The 1554-nt window shown below is 57.3% G+C and carries 2 protein-coding genes; one reads left to right on the top strand and one right to left on the bottom strand.

Annotated elements, in window-relative coordinates; translation table 11 throughout:
* Positions 1-23: 23 nt before the first annotated feature.
* Positions 24-995, top strand: coding sequence for a L,D-transpeptidase family protein (locus D8V06_RS01225; protein WP_056856408.1), 972 nt, complete (start codon positions 24-26; stop codon positions 993-995).
* Between the two features lie 123 nt (positions 996-1118).
* Here D8V06_RS01225 and oprI read toward each other — a convergent pair whose 3' ends face one another.
* The gene (oprI, locus tag D8V06_RS01220; protein ID WP_003183784.1) at positions 1119-1370 is read right to left on the bottom strand and encodes an outer membrane lipoprotei OprI; all 252 of its coding nucleotides are present in this window, start codon (positions 1368-1370) and stop codon (positions 1119-1121) included.
* Between the last annotated feature and the right edge of the window lie 184 nt (positions 1371-1554).

The following is a 1554-nucleotide window of genomic DNA, read 5'->3' as shown; positions in this document are numbered from 1 at the left end:
TGATCATGCGAAGGATTTTCCGGATGTTGCCGCGCTTTCCTGCCGTCACCCGCTGCCTGACACTTGCCGCTCTCTGTGTAGCTGGCCCCGTCGCAGCATTGGAGCTGCCACTACCACCGCCTGGGGAAGACATCGTCGGCCAGGTGCAAGTGATCAAGGCCAAATACGAAGATACCTTCGCCGACCTTGGCACCACCTACGACCTGGGCTACACGGAAATGGTCGCGGCCAACCCGGGCGTGGACCCATGGCTGCCGGGCGCCGGCACCGAAATCGTGCTGCCGACCCGCTTCATTCTGCCGCCGGGGCCGCGTGAAGGCATCGTCATCAACCTCGCCGAGTACCGCCTCTACTACTTCCCGAAAGGCCGGAACGTGGTCTACACCTTCCCGCTGGGCATCGGTCGTGAAGGCTGGGGCTCGCCGATTGCCCACACCAGCATCATCGCCAAGACGCCAAACCCGACCTGGACGCCTCCAGCATCGATCAAGGCCGAGCACGCCGCCGACGGCGACCCGTTGCCGAATGTGGTGCCGGCCGGCCCGGACAACCCGCTGGGGCCGTTCAAGTTCACCCTGGGCACTCCGGGCTACCTGATCCACGGTTCGAACAAGAAGTTCGGCATCGGCATGCGCACCAGCCACGGCTGCTTCCGCATGTTCAACAACAACGTGCTGGAAATGGCCGGCATGGTGCCAGTCGGGACGTCGGTGCGGATCATCAACGACTCCTACAAGTTCGGCGTGAGTGGCGGCAAGGTTTACCTGGAAGCGCACACACCACTGGACGACAAGGGCAATCCGTCGGTGGTCGACAAGCACACGGCTGTGATCAATGCGATGCTCAAGCGTGAAGACATCACCAATAATCTGCGCATGAATTGGGATGTGGTACGTGATGTAGTGGCAGCCGAAGATGGTCTGCCGGTGGAGATCGGCGTACCGAGCACGGCTGCTCCGATGGTATCGAGCGCACCCCTCGACCCGCTGCAGTAATGCTTGAAAGGAGCCCGTCGATGTTGCTCGCATCGACGGGTTTTTTTATGCCTGCATCAAAAGCCGGGCAATAAAAAAGCCGACCCAAAAATGGGTCGGCTTGATAACAATCCCGAAGGACTATTACTTGCGGCTAGCTTTTTCCAGCATGCGCAGAGCACGCTCGTTAGCTTCGTCAGCAGTCTGTTGTGCTTTTTGAGCAGCAGCCAGAGCTTCATCAGCTTTACGGTAAGCTTCGTCTGCACGAGCCTGGGAGCGAGCAGCTGCGTCTTCAGTAGCGGTCAGACGTGCTTCGGTTTCTTTCGATGCGCTGCTGCAACCGGTAGCCAGAACTGCGGCCAGAGCCAGAGCAGAGAATTTCAGAACGTTGTTCATCGTGTTCCCCTTCAAGGACTTTCTATTAAGTAGCTGTCTCCTCAGAGTGAGGAAATAGCCGGCGTACATACTACCCATAAGTTGTAGTAAGTAAAACTGACGTGACGCAAGAAGCCTAAAAAATTGTAGGCGTTGATTCTTTTTCGAGCAACTTTTAACTGCACTGTATAAAAAATATCCAGCT

Origin of the sequence: Pseudomonas sp. Sample_24, assembly GCF_004307605.1 — a bacterium.
Lineage (GTDB): Bacteria > Pseudomonadota > Gammaproteobacteria > Pseudomonadales > Pseudomonadaceae > Aquipseudomonas.
This window is presented reverse-complemented; position numbering and strand designations above follow the sequence as displayed.